The organism is Steroidobacter cummioxidans (assembly GCF_003104955.1).
Genome location: NZ_LSRW01000021.1, coordinates 133,109 through 147,558, shown reverse-complemented (window position 1 = coordinate 147,558; position 14,450 = coordinate 133,109). Strand labels below are relative to the sequence as shown.

Annotated in this window: 16 protein-coding genes; 4 read left to right on the top strand and 12 right to left on the bottom strand. The window is 61.7% G+C overall.

Going from position 1 to position 14,450, the window contains the following annotated elements:
* Positions 1-108 precede the first annotated feature (108 nt).
* The 3 genes from D0550_RS13370 (at position 109) to D0550_RS13360 (ending at position 3,166) form a co-directional block, all read left to right on the top strand.
* Positions 109-1,917, top strand: coding sequence for a Kelch repeat-containing protein (locus D0550_RS13370; RefSeq protein WP_116809686.1), 1,809 nt, complete (start codon positions 109-111; stop codon positions 1,915-1,917).
* A gap of 302 nt (positions 1,918-2,219) precedes the next feature.
* Complete coding sequence (locus D0550_RS13365) at positions 2,220-2,534, top strand: PadR family transcriptional regulator (RefSeq protein ID WP_116809738.1); 315 nt, start codon at positions 2,220-2,222, stop codon at positions 2,532-2,534.
* Complete coding sequence (locus D0550_RS13360; RefSeq protein WP_153067151.1) at positions 2,531-3,166, top strand: hypothetical protein; 636 nt, start codon at positions 2,531-2,533, stop codon at positions 3,164-3,166. The genes D0550_RS13365 and D0550_RS13360 overlap by 4 nt, the downstream gene beginning before the upstream one ends.
* Here the strand turns inward: D0550_RS13360 and D0550_RS13355 are convergent.
* The 5 genes from D0550_RS13355 to D0550_RS13335 all read right to left on the bottom strand — a co-directional run bounded on the left by D0550_RS13355 (position 3,129) and on the right by D0550_RS13335 (position 6,981).
* A complete protein-coding gene (locus D0550_RS13355; protein ID WP_116809684.1) occupies positions 3,129-3,692 on the bottom strand; it encodes a DUF2087 domain-containing protein in 564 nt (187 codons plus the stop codon). The two genes, D0550_RS13360 and D0550_RS13355, sit on opposite strands and share 38 nt — an antisense overlap.
* 207 nt (positions 3,693-3,899) lie before the next feature.
* Positions 3,900-4,889, bottom strand: a complete 990-nt coding sequence (locus D0550_RS13350) for a sugar phosphate nucleotidyltransferase (protein ID WP_116809683.1) — start codon at positions 4,887-4,889, stop codon at positions 3,900-3,902.
* A gap of 85 nt (positions 4,890-4,974) precedes the next feature.
* Positions 4,975-5,631 (bottom strand): 3-oxoacid CoA-transferase subunit B, encoded by a 657-nt coding sequence (locus D0550_RS13345; RefSeq protein WP_116809682.1) that lies wholly within the window; start codon positions 5,629-5,631, stop codon positions 4,975-4,977.
* Positions 5,628-6,353, bottom strand: a complete 726-nt coding sequence (locus tag D0550_RS13340) for a CoA transferase subunit A (RefSeq protein ID WP_116809681.1) — start codon at positions 6,351-6,353, stop codon at positions 5,628-5,630. Before D0550_RS13340 ends, D0550_RS13345 begins: the two co-directional genes overlap by 4 nt.
* Before the next feature lie 64 nt (positions 6,354-6,417).
* Positions 6,418-6,981, bottom strand: coding sequence for an RNA polymerase sigma factor (locus D0550_RS13335; RefSeq protein ID WP_116809680.1), 564 nt, complete (start codon positions 6,979-6,981; stop codon positions 6,418-6,420).
* Positions 6,982-7,122: 141 nt separating this feature from the next.
* On the opposite strand from D0550_RS13335, the gene D0550_RS13330 reads away from it, so the two are divergent.
* Positions 7,123-8,127 carry a LysR family transcriptional regulator gene (locus tag D0550_RS13330; protein ID WP_116809679.1) on the top strand — a complete coding sequence of 335 codons (1,005 nt, stop codon included), beginning with the start codon at positions 7,123-7,125 and terminating at the stop codon, positions 8,125-8,127.
* On the opposite strand, the gene D0550_RS13325 is transcribed toward D0550_RS13330, so the two are convergent.
* The 7 genes from D0550_RS13325 to D0550_RS13295 all read right to left on the bottom strand — a co-directional run bounded on the left by D0550_RS13325 (position 8,059) and on the right by D0550_RS13295 (position 14,416).
* Positions 8,059-8,502 carry a hypothetical protein gene (locus tag D0550_RS13325; protein WP_153067150.1) on the bottom strand — a complete coding sequence of 148 codons (444 nt, stop codon included), beginning with the start codon at positions 8,500-8,502 and terminating at the stop codon, positions 8,059-8,061. The genes D0550_RS13330 and D0550_RS13325 overlap by 69 nt on opposite strands.
* Positions 8,503-8,565: 63 nt before the next feature.
* The gene (locus D0550_RS13320) at positions 8,566-9,045 is read right to left on the bottom strand and encodes a DUF6644 family protein (RefSeq protein ID WP_116809677.1); all 480 of its coding nucleotides are present in this window, start codon (positions 9,043-9,045) and stop codon (positions 8,566-8,568) included.
* Positions 9,046-9,181: 136 nt separating this feature from the next.
* A complete protein-coding gene (locus tag D0550_RS13315; protein WP_153067149.1) occupies positions 9,182-9,673 on the bottom strand; it encodes a hypothetical protein in 492 nt (163 codons plus the stop codon).
* A 10-nt stretch (positions 9,674-9,683) separates the two neighbouring features.
* Positions 9,684-10,097, bottom strand: coding sequence for a DUF6152 family protein (locus D0550_RS13310; RefSeq protein ID WP_116809675.1), 414 nt, complete (start codon positions 10,095-10,097; stop codon positions 9,684-9,686).
* A gap of 22 nt (positions 10,098-10,119) precedes the next feature.
* The gene (locus D0550_RS13305) at positions 10,120-11,091 is read right to left on the bottom strand and encodes a sugar phosphate isomerase/epimerase family protein (RefSeq protein ID WP_116809674.1); all 972 of its coding nucleotides are present in this window, start codon (positions 11,089-11,091) and stop codon (positions 10,120-10,122) included.
* Positions 11,088-11,837 carry a hypothetical protein gene (locus D0550_RS13300; protein ID WP_116809673.1) on the bottom strand — a complete coding sequence of 250 codons (750 nt, stop codon included), beginning with the start codon at positions 11,835-11,837 and terminating at the stop codon, positions 11,088-11,090. Before D0550_RS13300 ends, D0550_RS13305 begins: the two co-directional genes overlap by 4 nt.
* Positions 11,834-14,416: a beta-glucosidase gene (locus D0550_RS13295; RefSeq protein ID WP_116809672.1), complete on the bottom strand. Its 2,583-nt coding sequence runs from the start codon at positions 14,414-14,416 to the stop codon at positions 11,834-11,836. Before D0550_RS13295 ends, D0550_RS13300 begins: the two co-directional genes overlap by 4 nt.
* Between the last annotated feature and the right edge of the window lie 34 nt (positions 14,417-14,450).

The following is a 14,450-nucleotide window of genomic DNA, read 5'->3' as shown; positions in this document are numbered from 1 at the left end:
AACAATTCTCATCTTCTGTACCTGCCCGCGCCAAACCTTACTTAGAGTGATACAGTCGCCCGCATCGCAGTCGAAAACGATAATTCTCCAGCGGGTAACGGACTAATCATGATGATGCGTTATGTTGGATTGGCTGCATGCCTGTTGCTAGGCGCGTGTGGCGGCGGCGGCGGCGGCGGTAGTGGCGGCGGCACGCCCCCACCGACGGGATCGGAACCTCCGCCTTCGACTTCCGCCTCTGTCAGCGGTGCCGTGCAGAAAGGGCCTTTTCTGGTGGGCTCCACGGTGCTGGTGAACAAACTGGACACCCAAGGCCGCCCCACCGATTCCACAACAGTTACCGAGATCGCCGACAGCATCGGCTCCTTCTCTTTCAGGTCGACCGGCACGGGCCCGGTGCAGATCATCGCGTCCGGTTATTACTTCAACGAGCTTACTGGCAACGTCTCGGGCGGCACGCTGACCCTCAAGGCGTTGTACGACGTCGGTAGCGCCTCCACCCAGACTGCGTACGTCAATATCCTGACGCACTTGATCAACAATCGCGTGCTGCACCTCATGTCAGGCTCTCAGCTCACCTTGAGCAATGCCATTGCGCAGGCCGAGCGCGAGTTCATCGATGCGTTTTCTCCCGCACTCCCGGTCAGCAGTTTGGGGAGCTTCTCGGCGCTCAGTGTTTACAACGTGACGGGCACCAGCGAGGTCGGCAACGCCTATTTGCTGGCGCTGTCCACCGGGTTCTACAAGTACGCCGCACTTCGCTCCGAGGAGTTCGGAACCGCGGTCGAGGCCGAGCTGACTTTGATTCTGAACCAGATCGCCGACGACCTCCGCGACGATGGCGTAGTTCAGCGCGCCGGCTTCATCGATGACTTCACCGATGCCATTCGCAGCCTGAGCCCGACGGAAATTGCCGCGAACCTGCGCCGCCGCAGCATCGCGGATTACCCGTCTGGGCTGGACGTGCCCAACATCTCACGTTTCTTGAATCAATGCGCCGGTTCCGCTGAATGCGCCTGGAGCAACGGTGCACCCATGCCCGCTCCATCCAGGGGCCACGCAGCTGTGCGCTTCGGAAACAAGATGTATGTATTCGGCGGCGTGACGGCCGCCGATGGAAGTGGCGACCCCACCGCGTATTCGTGGACACGCATGTATGATCCCGTGGCCAACAGCTGGGTAGCCAAGACTCCCATGCCCGTCGGCGGTTACGACGTGAAAGCTCACCTGGTCGGCGACAAGATCTATGTCTTGCCCGCCTACGGCGTGAACGGCTTCAGAAACGAAGTCCTGGAATACGATCCGGTCAACGATTCCTGGGCTGTCAAGACGCCGAGCCCCACGTATCGCTACACGTTCTCCAGCCAGGTCGTGAATGGCAAGATCTATCTCATCGCTGGTGAGGGCACTCTCAACGACGGGCCATGGGCCCCCGGCGCGGAATGGGCCTTCAAGGATCATGTCGCCATTTATGATCCCGCGACGGACACCTGGTCCGCCGGTCCCCCCTCGCCAACCACGTTCGCCTCGGCGGGAACTTGCGCCCTCGACGACAATATCTACATCTTCGGCGGCAGAAGTAGCTCCAACGCCGCGCTAGCGACGACCTGGGTGTACAACGTCAGCACCGAGACCTGGTCGGCGAAATCCCCGCTGGCCGCCACGCGACAGGACGCGAAATGCGTCCGTGTAGGCGATTTGTTCTACGTGCTCGGCGGCAGCAATTCCGGCGGACCACTGGAGTCGGTCGAGCGCTACGATCCCGCAACCGATTCGTGGACGTCGCCAACGCGCATACCGACACCGCGTTACTTCATCGAGGCCGAAGCGATCGGCAGCAAGATCTTCATTCCTGGCGGCAGGTCTTGGACAGGCGATCTGCTGGATGCGCTGGAGATTCTCGATACCGCGATTTGATCCCTTGGGATGGGGGGCCGCGCCGGTCGCGGCCCCTGATTTCCTCGCCTCACGCCTCAGCCCCGGCGGCATATCACCGCCGGCGGCTTCTGCTCGATGCGTCGATAGTCGCTGCCCTTTTGCATGCGCTGAATCAGGCGCCGGTCGATCAGGGAATATCCCCTCCATAGGAGATTGAAAAGCTCAGGCGCGCTGTCCGCAATCTCTCTGACTCCAGCCCGCTTCTCGATGGATCGCGACCCCAGTCTCGCTTCCTCACACGACCCCTTGATTCAAAACTCCACATATGTAGACTTATGGCCATGCCACGAGTCCGCCGCCCCTCTGGTCAAACGCTCAGCCTGCTGCGCAGTCTCATCGAAGAGCCGCGCCAGTGGCGTCACGGCTATGAGCTTTCCAAAGCGACGGACCTCATGTCCGGCACGCTGTATCCGATTTTGATGCGCCTGTCCGAGCGCGGTTTGCTCGAGCACAAATGGGTGCCACCAGAAGACGGTGGGCGGCTACCACGACACGTTTATCGTTTGACTGCGAAGGGCTTGGCGCACGCCAAGGAGCAAATCGAGCTGTGCGAAGAAACAACGCCAGCTGCGCGCCGCCCGCTCCGCCACGCATGAGTCGACTGATCTCATTGTGCATGCGCTTGGCGGCCTCGTTGCTCGGCAAGGATGGCAACGAGTGGCTGCAGGCAATGTATGCGGAACTGGACCATGTGCCCGCCAATGAACGGCTCATATGGTCGCTGGGTTGTGTGATGGCAGCGTTGAAAAGGAGATTTCAAAGCATGCGGACCGGAAATTTGCAGATCTCTCGCGGGGTGTTGCTCCTGGAACTGCTGATGTGTTTCCTGCCGATCACGCTCGGCTGGTGGGACGCGGTGTTTGGGCAATCGGGCGTGCTGGGTTTGAATCAGAGCGTCATCGAGCAGCATTTCCTGGCAACGCCGCTCGACCGGATCGTTCTGGGCATGATGATCGGTGCCGCCATCGTCGGCCTGGCGGGACCGATCGGATTGTTTCTAACATCACGCGCAGCGATCACCGGCGCCGGCCTGAAAAATCGCCCGCTCGGCATCGCGATGATCGGCGGCGTGACGATCTTCATCGTGGCATCGATCCTGCTGCGCACGCTCTTCGGGCCCGGCGCCTACGCCGCGACGCCGAGCTTCATCCTGCTGATTGGCCTGCTGCCCGCGCTGGGCATCGCTCATCTCATGTATCTATCACGCGCTGAGACCCAAGCGAGTTAGGCAACCGAGCGATCAACGGCCGCAGCTCCGCTGGCGGCTTCTGCTCGATGCGTCGATATTCGCTGCCATCCGGCGTGCGTTGAACCAGGCGCCAACCGATCAACGCACGTCGCAACAGCGCATGATCGCCGAACACGTGCCAGCGCTTGAGCAGCTCGCTGATCTGCTTCTCGGTGAGCGCCTTGCGACTGGCGAGACGCGACCACAACACCCACAGGCACAGATCCTGAAGCGCAGGCCGCGTCGGCCAACGCAGCAGTCGACCTTGTTCGTCGAACAGACGCGCGGCTCTCTCGACCAGCGCGTAGTCAACGGGAGCCACCGCTGGCGTAGGCATCGTCAAGCGTTGCCTCGCTTCGAGGACTCCCTTGCAGTGCTGATAGTTTCTGAAGCCCGCTGAGCGGGACAGCAGGTTGAGCATTTCGACGTGACTGGGCGGCTCGGCGAGCTTGCCGAGCTGTTCACGGACCGATCTGGCGAACCCCGACAGGTCGGGAATTTGTAAAGACAAGGCGACTTTGGACATGACTCATCCTGTTCGCGCCGTTCTCGTTGAGCGTCGATGGTCGCCGGCTTTCGACAACGGCACGGGATAAGTGCGTGTCTGATGGGAATCGGGCAGGTTTAGCTCCCCTGGACGGGGCGGCGACGCCTCGGTGAACTGCAGACCGTGCGGCGATGATAGCCAGATCGCCGCCCGAACGCGAGGATTCGCCCTACCCTCGCGCCAGACTCAGCCCGCGTATCTCACCGAGCGATGTTGGGTGAGGTCCAAAAACGCCGCGTGCCCGGCATTTCGGGAGCGCGCCCGTCGAGGCGGAAATCGGTTCAATGCTTCGCTCACCCGCCGTGGCGTCCCGAGATCGCTCCAACCACACGGCGGCACGGTGAGGACGCGTAGCAATTCCGGCGAGTGTTGCAGGATGTCGCGCGAGAAATCCAGGGTGGGGGCGCGCTCATAGAGCCCTGCCAAATCAGCAGGATGTGCCAGCAAGCCAGGCGCGCTGGTGATCTCCCACAACTGCGCCACGAGCTCGGGACAACGCTGTTCAAAGGCGCGCAGCAGCGTCTTGCCATGAACGGCGAAGATAAACGAGTTCCACACGCCGCCGCGGGCGATCAGTGCATGCGCCAGTGCCGCAGTGGGTTTCTCGACAAACTCGCTGACCGAACGCAGCTCCTGCGCGCCCTCGCAGTCCGAGACGATATAGCCGAGTTCCGGATCCGCCTCCTCAGGAGAGATGCCGAGCATCACGATCTGCTCGGGCCGGTGGCGGATCTGATCCATTGCCTCCTTCAGACTCTCCCCCAGCACCGCCTCATCGCACACGAAATGATCCGAGGGCAGGACCAGCAAGCCGGCTTCCGGATCGCGGTGAAGAATCTGTAACAGCGGCAACAGGATGCCGATGGCCGTGCCCCGGTTGAAGGGCTGACGAATGATGTTGTTGCTGGGAATGTGCAGATCCATCGCCTGCCACCACAGCCGGTGATGCTCGGATACAACGGCGCAGGTGTGCGCTGCTGTGGTCACGGTTTGCGCCCGGCGCAGGGCGTCGTGCAGTAACGACGCTTCACAGCCAAACGAGCAGAACTGCTTGGGTATCGCTATGCCGGACGGCGTCGTGGTGAGCGATTGCAATCTGCTGCCCTCGCCGCCGGCAAGAATCAGGGCCCAGCGATGGCCCGATGACAATCTCTGACGATACTGCTCGTGAGGCATGGCCCGACTTCTCCGACCGCTGAGTGCTGTCTGGATAGCCTCTCACTTTGCAATTTCGGAAACAGCTGGGACTCACACCGTAGAGTTACGTAAATAAACGGAGACCGACCGTCACAGGCGCGCCGGTCTTCGCGATCACTTCATCGGCACTCACCCCGGGCGCAAGCTCGACCAACGTCAGCCCGCCGCTGCCCTTCTTGTCGCAACGAATGACACCGAGATCGGAGATGATCAAATCGACGCAGCGCACGCCTGTCAGCGGCAACGTGCAACGCTCGAGAATCTTCGCCTGACCCGACTTGGAGGTGTGCTCCATCAAGACGATGACGCGTTTGACGTTGGCGGCCAGGTCCATCGCGCCCCCCATGCCCTTCACCATCTTGCCGGGAATGGTCCAGTTCGCGAGGTCACCGTTCGCCGCAACTTCCATGGCACCGAGCACCGCCAGATCGATGTGGCCGCCGCGAATCATGGCGAAGCTCTCGGCGCTGGAGAAAAAGCTCGACGTGGGCAACTGCGTAATCGTTTGCTTTCCCGCATTGACAAGATCGGGGTCTTCGTCACCTTCGAACGGGAAAGGGCCCATGCCGAGCATGCCGTTCTCGCTCTGGAGCGTCACATCGACGCCGTCGGGAATGTAGTTCGCGACCAGCGTCGGAATGCCAATGCCCAGATTCACATAAAAGCCGTCGCGCAACTCGGCAGCCGCGCGTTGCGCCATTTGCTCACGAGACCAACTCATGCGTCCGCCCTCACCTGCTCCGATCGCGGCCGCGTGGTTCGTTTCTCGATGCGCTTTTCGTAGTTGATACCCTGATAAATGCGATCGACGTAAATGCCCGGCGTATGGATGGCGTCGGCATCGATCTCGCCGGGCTGCACGAGCTGTTCGACTTCAGCGATAGTGACGGCCGCGGCCGTCGCCATGACCGCATTGAAGTTGCGAGCAGTCTTGCGAAACACCAGATTGCCTGCGGTATCGCCCTTCCAGGCTTTGACGATGGCCAGATCGGCACGCAGACCGCGCTCCATCACGTACAGCTCACCGTCGAATTCCTGTACTGGCTTGCCTTCAGCGACGACGGTGCCAACGCCGGTGCGCGTGAAGAATGCAGCGATACCGGCACCGCCTGCGCGAATGCGCTCGGCAAGCGTGCCCTGCGGATTCAATTCCAGCTGCAACTTGCCGGTGAGATACAGCTGCTCGAACAACCGGTTCTCGCCCACGTACGAGCTGATCATCTTCGCGATCTGTCCATTGTTGAGCAGCGTCCACAGACCGAAGCCATCGGCGCCGCAGTTGTTGGAGATCACGGTGAGATGCTTCACCGGCGCTCGCGCCAGCGCCGCAATGGAATTCTCCGGATTGCCCGACAGGCCGAAGCCGCCGGACATGATGCTCATGCCGTCGAACAGCACACCGTCGAGTGCCGCCGTGGCGTCTGGGTAGACCTTGGTGCTCATACGCCATCAGTACGTACGAGCGCACGTTGCGTAGACAAATTAGTCGGGTGCGATAACTTGCAGCTCAGGCTGCAACCGCGCGACGCGCTTTCAACAAGCGATCCTGGCACAGCTCCTGCGCACCGCTCATATCGCGCTCCACGGTCTTGGTGCTGATGCCCAGCTGACGCGCAATGGCCCGATAGCTCATCTCCTCGTCCACATGCAGCGAGAACACCTGACGGTAGCGCGGCGGCAACGAGGAAAGCGCACTGGAGATGACTTCCAGCGCGATGCATCGATCGACGATTTCATCGGGCTGCTGCTCCTCGCCGACCAGATCCAGCGAGTCATGCGGCAAATGCATGCCATGGCAGCGAGCCCGGCGACGACGCAGCTCATCGCGTGCCAGATTGGTCGCGATCTTGAAAAGGAACGCACGCACTTCGCGTTCGCCGCGCCACAAATCGCGCACACGCATCAGTCGCACGCATGTTTCCTGCACGACGTCTTCTGCGTCCTCGGCGCAGTTGAGGATGCGATTCACATATTTGAGCAGCGCCGCGCGATGCATATCGACCAGCTGTACCAGACGCTGGGCCTGGGCCCGCTCCTCGACCGCCACTGGCTCGAAGAATGAGTTGTTCACTTGCTTCCCCCGTGCGGCCGCTGGCGCGCCGTGCTCATTTTGTTGTTCTAGTTTATGATGCAATTGACCGCTGATTATTCGCGTTACGCGAATACAGCCTTGGCCTGAACAACGCGAGCATCACGCCGTCGGAGCTGGGGAATGGATAAGTTCGAATGTATTCAAGCGTTCGTGCGCGTCGCCGAAACTCACAGTTTCGTCGAGGCCGCGCGCCAGCTGAATGTGACTCCGTCGGTAATCACGAGCCGGGTGAAGAAACTGGAGTCTTACATCCAGTCGCCGTTGTTTCATCGCTCGACGCGAGCGGTGACCTTGTCCGAGGCCGGCGCGAATTTCTTCGAGGAATGCGCCGACCTGGTCTCACATGTCGATTCCGCACTCGAGCGAATGCGCGTGATGAAAACCACGCCGACCGGCGTGTTACGACTGCAGGTACTGCCAGGCTTCGCACTCGGACACTTGGGTTCGGCGCTCAAGGACTTCAGCAGCAAATATCCCCAGATCGGGCTCGACATCACGGTCAGCGACGTGCCGGTCAATCCGGTCGACAAGGGCTATGACGTCGCCCTGCAGGTCTTCAAGCCTGCCGCCGAGACGCTGATCGAACGGTCGTTGTTTCCGGTGCAGCGAGTGTTCTGTGCAGCCCCCGTTTATCTGCAGCGCGCTGGCGTGCCGTTGCATCCCTCCGACCTGCTGCGCTTCCGGCTCGGGTTGTACTCGGCGTATCCGACGCGGGATCGCTGGACGTTCAAGCGCGGCGCGGAGGAAGTGTCATTGGTGCTGCCTGCCGCGATCCGGACAAACTCCGTACATATGCTGCGAGACTTCGCGCTCAGCGGCGGCGGCATTACTTGCCTACCGACGCTGGTGTGCGGTGAGGATCTCCTGCGAGGCAATCTGGTCCGCGTGCTGGATGAATATCACATCCCGCCACTCGATCTGCTCGCCATCTACCCGGCCACTCACCGCCGCGCGTTGAAGGTTCGTCTGTTCGTCGAGTTCATCACCGAACGTTTCTCGGGCGAACCCGTTTGGGACAAGGCGCTGCGCGACCAGGCACGCGCCGCGGCCAAACCGTCAAAGCGTGCCGGTGCCGGCGAACGCAATAAAGCGACCCGCCGTGATCACGCCGACCCACAAAAGTAGCGAGGCCATCGAGATCCTTTTCGCCAGCGGCGAGGCATCCTGGCCCGCCCCCCAGTCGTCCACCTTCGGCAGCACGCTCATCCAGAACCAGATCGCGTTCAGGCCTGCGAGCAGGATCAGCAACATCTTGAAGCGGAATGCCGGCACCACCCAGTAGGACATCGGATCGGAGGCGACGAAGCCGATGCCGGTGACCACATTCAGTGCGAAGCCGCCGAAAGCCAGCGGCAGCAACCGATGCAACGGCCCGATCGGCAGCCCCTTCACGAATCCCAGCACGCGCAGATCGATCAAGGCGATCGAGCCGAACAGCAGCGCCATCCCGACGAAGTGCAGTCCCTCGAAGGTCGGGAACAGCCACGGCACATCGCGCATGATCTGCCCATACCAGGACGCTTCCAACCAACGCAGCAAGTCGACGATCATGGGGCCGGCCTCTCATTCGTATGCCATGTAGCGACCGAAGCCGATCGCCGAGATCCACATCAGGATTGAAATCACCGCCAGTGCTCTAGCGGTCACAGGCGCCGCGCCCTGCTGCGCATCGAGCTGCGGTGCCTGGCGCAACACGGTGTTCTTGATGACCACCGCCAGCACGATGCCGATGACGATGCTGGCGAACTTGAAACGAAACGCGGTGCTGTTGAAGAACTTCACGCCGTCGGCCACGAACAGAGCGACGCCGGAGCTGAGATTGACGGCGAACGCGCCCCAGATCAGCGCCATCAAACGATTGAACGGCAGGAACGGCAGCAGCCGAGGCACGCCGAGCACGCGCAGATCGACGATGATCAGCAGCCCGACGAGCAGCGCAAGACCGATGGAATGCAAGGTGAGCAGAATGGGATAGCCCCACACCGACACCAGCACCCATTGCGAGAACTCGGAGTTCTGTAATGTTTCGAGAAGGCTGATCATTGGGCTCCTGACGCAGCGTTTGCTGTGGTCCGCGATACGCTGGTATCAACGGCGCAGGCCGGCGACTGCGGACAAAATAATTTTCTGGTCATGAGGCGCCCGATTGTGCACGCGCCCGGCTCCGCTGTTGGCCGCGCTACTGAGCGGCGGCCGCCGCTTGCGGCATATATTTCTTATGGCAGCCCTCGCACGCTTCGTAGATCGCATTCCCGGCATCCGCAACGCCGTCGATATCCTTCGCCTGTGCCGCCGAGTACGCTCGAGCGGCGGTATCGATCAGCATATGTGAGAAGCGTGCCCACTCGCCGTCGTCGACGGCGCGACCCGGTATCAGCAACAGATTTCCTGACTCAGCGAGCGCCAGCGCCGCTCTCTCCACCGTCACCCACTGCTCATCGGTCGTTGGCGGCTCGGCCGCGGCGTTGAATACCGCGTCGGACGCGGGAATGGTGACAGCAAGCATGATCTGACGATTCGGCCCTATCACTTTGAATGTCGACGCTGCCGACGGCTCGGGTACCGCGTCGTGCCGAACGGGCGCAGGTTTCGAGCAACCCGCCGCGAGCGCGCCCATAACCATCACCAAAGCCGTCGTCCAGCGTCGTGTCGATGAGGGCCGCGTGACCATGACGATCCCCTCAGCTCGCCGGTGTATTTTCCGGTGTGACTTTACGTTCGACGTCGTGATACAGAATCTGCCCCGACGCAGTCTTCGCATACCGCAACGACGCGCCCTTGCTGCCGTCGAGCTTGGGGTTGCCGACGACCGTGATCTTGTCGCCCGGCTTGAACGTGGTGCGCGTCCAGCCTTGCCGCGCGCCAATATTCGGCCCGGAGCTCTCGAAATCCCAAGTGCCCGCCAGCTTCGAGTTCTGCTTGTCCTCGGGCACCAGCACGATGATGTGCACATGGGGCTGACGCCAGTTGTACTCGACTACCGTGCCTTCCCAGGTCCACACCTGCTTCTGATCGAACATTGCAAACGAATGATGGGCCAGCGTTGCCGACGCCGTGAGCAGGGAGGCGATGCCAAGGGCCAGATGCACTTTCATGATGACACTCCAATACAGGAATCTATGCTGTCAGCGTCCAGCCCAACGGGCGCAGATGCTCCAGGCTACGTCGCGCCTCGCGCGTCAGGTCCACACCGGGCCCGCCTTCGCACTCCACGTTGAAGATGGGACGCTCGATGCGCGCAGCGGCGCGATAGATACCGGCGAAGTCGATGGCGCCGTCACCGACGGTCACCGCCTTGCCGGCCTTGTTCCAATCCTTCAGATGAAAGCTCACGATGCGAGATGCGTGTTTCTCGATCAACGCCACGGGATCGGCGCCACCAGCGGCAACCCACGCGACATCGAGCTCGTAACGAATCGTCGGATCGGTATGCGCGAGCATGAACTCGAATACGTTCTGGCCTTCCAGCGACCGATACTCCGGGCCATGCCCGTGGTAGGACAGCCCGATACCCGCCTTACGTGCGATGTCGTTCGCAGCATTGATCGCGTCACACATGCGACGCACGTGGTCCAGCGACTGCACATTGGTTGGTCCTGAGGCCGCGACAACCGCCCATTCGCATCCCAGATCTCGCGCCAGCGGCACATTAACGCGCGTCAGTTGAACGATGCCGGCCGGCGTATATACGGCGTCCTGCGCTTCGCTGATCGGACCGCCCGGGGCACGAAACGCGCGCACCTGATCATTGCCGATGTGCAGGGTTCGTAGCGCCAACCCCAACTCCGCGGCACGCTTGCGAATCAGCTCGGGCGAGTGCCCCATCAAACCCGCGAACTGAATGGCCTCGTACCCCAGCCTGCGTGCGATGCCCATCGCTTCGGAGAATTTGTCCCAGCCTTGCGTCGCCAGTGCATTGAACGTGAAAAACTGAATGCCCAGTTCATAACGACGCGTAGCGGACTTCGACACGCCCGAGTACGTCAGCATCGCAGCGCCCAACCCGCCAATCGCCGTCGCGGCGGCGCTCGCTCCGCCCAAGGCCGCGGCGCCCGTGCAACGCAGAAAGTCGCGTCGTTGCATGCTCATTCTTTACTCTGGACTTGCGTCGGCTCTTCGGCCGTCTTCGCACGCTCCGGATCGCTGGAATCGCAGAAGTACTCCAGCGCATAAGTCTCGGCCGGCGCCTTGTAGTAGGTGAACGAATAGGTGTGCGGCTTCACGAAAATCTTCGGATCGGTCCACGTGAACGTCACTTTCAGTCGCTCGCCGCCGTCGATGAGCTCGTAACGCTCGACCAGGTGCGAGCTCTCGCCGCGCACGCCACCACCCGGCACCATGGGATTGCCACGATCGTTAAAGCCAACGGTGTCCACCACCAGCACGCTGCCTTCCCAGCGTCCGATCGAGTGGCCGTTGGTGGTCGGATCGAACGCATCCATATCGGGATGCGCTCGGCCGTCCAGATAGATGTGACGCGCCGAGGACTGCACCTCAGCCGTGATCGCCAGCTCTTTCTTGGATTGAACCAGATCCAGCGGCGCGGAATCGCCCATGATGAAGGGCGTGCCGAGCGGGTGACACCAGCGCGAGGCGTACGTCATGATCATGCCGTCCTCAACCTTCGGCCGGCTCGCCTCGGACAGACGTTTTCCTTCGGCGGTCAACTCGGCCGGGCCCACCTTCTTGCTATCGTGCTTCAGTTCCCAGAAGCCGGACAGGTCGGGGATCGCGCCTGCCGCGAATGCGTTCGATGCGATGCCGGCTGTACCGATTGCGGCCAATGCCAGCGCCTGCACCAGCGAGCGGGACCGTGCTTTGTTCTTGACGATCATGGTGTCCTCGATGACTGGGGTAGCCGGCTGGAAAGCTGGATATCGCGCGACGATGATCCGACGACGATGCCTCTTGCGCCCTCAGCTTTGCGCCAGCCTCGATCCGCTTCGGACCAGTACGATTGCTGCCGCAGTGTCACGTGCACGGTCACCGTCTTCTGCTCGGCCGGTGCCAGCGTCACCCGCTCGAATCCGACCAGCGTCTTCGGTGCCATGGGCACCGGTGCTTTCACCGGGCGCTCCAGGTACACCTGCGGTACATCGGCCCCGGCAAGCTTGCCCGTGTTGCGCACGGTGAAGCTCACATCGAAGCCATCGCCACGCGGCGTGACGTTCAAGTTCGAGTAGGCAAACGTCGTGTACGAAAGACCGAAGCCGAATGGATGCAGCGGCGCGATCTTGTGCTCATCGAAGTGACGGTAGCCAGTGAAGATGCCTTCGGAGTACACAACCTGCTTGTTCACACCGGTGTAGCGTTCGGGATGCTTGGGATCGAACGCCGCGACATCGGAGAACTTCTTCGGGAACGTCATCGCCAATCGGCCGCCGGGATTGGTTTTGCCCAACAGCACATCCGCCGTTGCCCACCCGCCTTCCTGGCCCGGATACCACAGATACACGATGCCCTTGACCCGATCGCGCCAGGGCATGTCATGCGGACTGCCGCTGTTGAATACGACGATGGTTCGCGAGTTCACTCGTGCCACGGCCGAGATCAGCTCGTCCTGATCGTTTGGCAATCGCAGCGCCTGATCCGGATCGTCGAACTCTCCACTGCGTGCCCACGCGAAAATCACAGCAGTGCGCGCTTCCTTCGCAGCTGCGACAGCCTCGGCGATGTTCTGCCTGCGCATTGCCGGTGTGACCCAGGCGAGGCGGACCTGCAGTTTCGATTCGGGCTCGGCCTGACCTTCGACCTCGATGGCGTAGGCCTTGCCCGCGACCAGATCGACGCTGTACTGCGCGTTATCCAAGCCATCCTTGGTCGGCACGACGCTCGAATATTTGCGAGGAATACCATGGCCGAAGCGCACGGCCGCCGAGTAGGCGCGCGGCTGCCCATCGATCTTGAGCACGCCCGTGCCGCCCCAGGTGTGAACTTGCAGTGCATATGTACCGCTCTCAGTCACCTTGAGCGTGCCGCGCCATGAATAACCCTGCCCGATTGGCAAAGCCTGGTTGCCGATGAAGTTGACGCCTGCATCGACCCCCATCGGCGTCGAGTCGGACGCACGACGCATCAACCCGGCCCCCTGTCCGCCCTCCGGTGTGAGGGCCGCTGCTGGAATCGCAACGCCTGTCAATTCGTCGCCCACGACGTGTTTCATCGGCGCGCTCGAGCCCAACGAGCGCTGCAACGCCTCGCGCGGAGATATAAAACGTGACTCGAAGCCGGAGATGCCCGGCCCAATCGCCAACTGATCTGCCGTTGGCCCGATCAGCAGCACGTCACCCGCAGCCTCACCGCTCAGCGGCAGAATGTTTCCTTGATTCTTCAGCAGCACGGCGCCCTCACCCGCCAGCTTGCGAGCGAATGCCGCGTGACCTTCAACATCGATCTCGGTGGGCCCGGGCACTCTCGTCCCGTCGAGGAAGCCAAACTTCTCCATTTGCGTGAGCACGCGTCCGACTGCCCGATCCAACGCATCGCCACTGACCTGTTTGCCTTCGATGGCCGCCTTCAGTCGCGGGCCCCACTTCGCGCCTTCACGACCGGTGGGATATTGGGGACCGACGCCGGGCATCTCCATATCCAAGCCTGCGACGATGGACGGGGTGCTCCGATTCGCATGCCAATCGGACACGACGAAGCCATCCCATCGCAGCTCATCGCGCAACAAGCCGATGAGATTGCCCTCGTTCTCCGCATTCCAGAATCCATTGGTCTTGTTGTACGAGGCCATCACCGAGGCCACACCCGCTTGCAGCGACGCTTCGAATCCCGGCAAATAAATCTCGTGCAGCGTGCGCGGGTCGACGATGAAATCGAAGCCGTCGGCACCAAAGATGCCGCCGCCCTGATTGAGCGATTGATTGTTCGCGAGAAAATGTTTGGCATTTGCCAGGGTGCCGGTGGACTGAATGCCCCCGATCTCGGCCGCCGCCATCTGACCGATGACGAATGGATCCTCGCCGAAGCTCGTGACATTCCGGCCCCAGTTCGGCAACCGGGACAGATTGACCATCGGACCGAGCAGCACATCGTTGCGAGTGGCGCGCGATTCACGCCCGAGGATCGCACCGTACTGCTTCGCGTAATCTCGACTGAACGTCGCGGCCAACGTGATGGGCTGAGGCAGCGCCGTCGTTTCGTATCTCACATAGACGTTGGCGGGACCATCGGCCATCCGTAGCGGCGGAACGCCAAGACGCGGTACGCCGGCGATGTAACCCGCGCCGCCGTTGTAAGCGGGATCGCGTGATCCCTGCACCATCGTCAACTTCTCATCGAGCGTCATCTTCGACACCAGTGCCTGCACCACCGGTGAGAAGACAGCACTCGCGTCCGGGGTGCTCGCATTCGCCGTCGCGGCCACTGACAGCGTTGCCAAAACAAGTCGCAGCGCGTTCGCTCGCATCGACACTCCGTTTGAGAAAATTGGCGGTCCATGC

Coding starts and splice junctions, on each gene's coding strand:
- D0550_RS13370 (WP_116809686.1), top strand. CDS start 109: ATGATGATGCGTTATGTTGGATTGGCTGCATGCCTGTTGCTAGGCGCG.
- D0550_RS13365 (WP_116809738.1), top strand. CDS start 2,220: ATGCCACGAGTCCGCCGCCCCTCTGGTCAAACGCTCAGCCTGCTGCGC.
- D0550_RS13360 (WP_153067151.1), top strand. CDS start 2,531: ATGAGTCGACTGATCTCATTGTGCATGCGCTTGGCGGCCTCGTTGCTC.
- D0550_RS13355 (WP_116809684.1), bottom strand. CDS start 3,692: ATGTCCAAAGTCGCCTTGTCTTTACAAATTCCCGACCTGTCGGGGTTC.
- D0550_RS13350 (WP_116809683.1), bottom strand. CDS start 4,889: ATGCCTCACGAGCAGTATCGTCAGAGATTGTCATCGGGCCATCGCTGG.
- D0550_RS13345 (WP_116809682.1), bottom strand. CDS start 5,631: ATGAGTTGGTCTCGTGAGCAAATGGCGCAACGCGCGGCTGCCGAGTTG.
- D0550_RS13340 (WP_116809681.1), bottom strand. CDS start 6,353: ATGAGCACCAAGGTCTACCCAGACGCCACGGCGGCACTCGACGGTGTG.
- D0550_RS13330 (WP_116809679.1), top strand. CDS start 7,123: ATGGATAAGTTCGAATGTATTCAAGCGTTCGTGCGCGTCGCCGAAACT.
- D0550_RS13325 (WP_153067150.1), bottom strand. CDS start 8,502: ATGCGCGATGTGCCGTGGCTGTTCCCGACCTTCGAGGGACTGCACTTC.
- D0550_RS13320 (WP_116809677.1), bottom strand. CDS start 9,045: ATGATCAGCCTTCTCGAAACATTACAGAACTCCGAGTTCTCGCAATGG.
- D0550_RS13315 (WP_153067149.1), bottom strand. CDS start 9,673: ATGGTCACGCGGCCCTCATCGACACGACGCTGGACGACGGCTTTGGTG.
- D0550_RS13310 (WP_116809675.1), bottom strand. CDS start 10,097: ATGAAAGTGCATCTGGCCCTTGGCATCGCCTCCCTGCTCACGGCGTCG.
- D0550_RS13305 (WP_116809674.1), bottom strand. CDS start 11,091: ATGAGCATGCAACGACGCGACTTTCTGCGTTGCACGGGCGCCGCGGCC.
- D0550_RS13300 (WP_116809673.1), bottom strand. CDS start 11,837: ATGATCGTCAAGAACAAAGCACGGTCCCGCTCGCTGGTGCAGGCGCTG.
- D0550_RS13295 (WP_116809672.1), bottom strand. CDS start 14,416: ATGCGAGCGAACGCGCTGCGACTTGTTTTGGCAACGCTGTCAGTGGCC.